Annotated in this window: 1 protein-coding gene; it reads right to left on the reverse strand. The window is 45.3% G+C overall.

Annotated elements, in window-relative coordinates; all coding sequences use genetic code 11:
- The coding region (locus R7093_RS27740) for a GGDEF domain-containing protein (protein ID WP_318147345.1) at window positions 1-530 on the reverse strand (530 nt) is incomplete at both ends.

The following is a 530-nucleotide window of genomic DNA, read 5'->3' on the forward strand; positions in this document are numbered from 1 at the left end:
AGCAAACTCGTCTCCACCCATCCGATAGGTACTGAAGCTATCAATATTCATGTCTTTCAATCGCTTGGCAATTTCGCACAACACCGTATCACCAGCTTGGTGGCCGTACGTGTCATTCACGTTTTTGAACCCGTTTAGATCCAACAGACACAAAGAAAAAGCCGTTCGGTTGCGGGTGTTATTTCTCAACGTGAGAAACAGAGCATTTCGGTTGCCAAGGCCAGTAAGGGGGTCACTCAACGCCAGCTTACGATGGAAGTGCGATTCTCTGTAGAAGAAGTAAGTCAGCGACAAAATCGACAAGACGAAAGTGGCAAACAGCATGTATTGCGCTTTCATCAATCGTTGGCTTTCATCTTTTTGTGTCTCGTACACTTGGCTGGTTAATCGAAAGTTCTGGTTCACAAACTCCACTAAGTTTAAATACAGCGTTTGAGTGGCGCGATAAAACTGAGCTGCCGCTTGGCTGTCTCCGGTTTTAGCTTCCACCAACAGAGGTTCTAACTCTTTAAACTCATTAAACAGTTGCA

It is taken from the genome of Vibrio sp. 1580 (genome assembly GCF_033340055.1).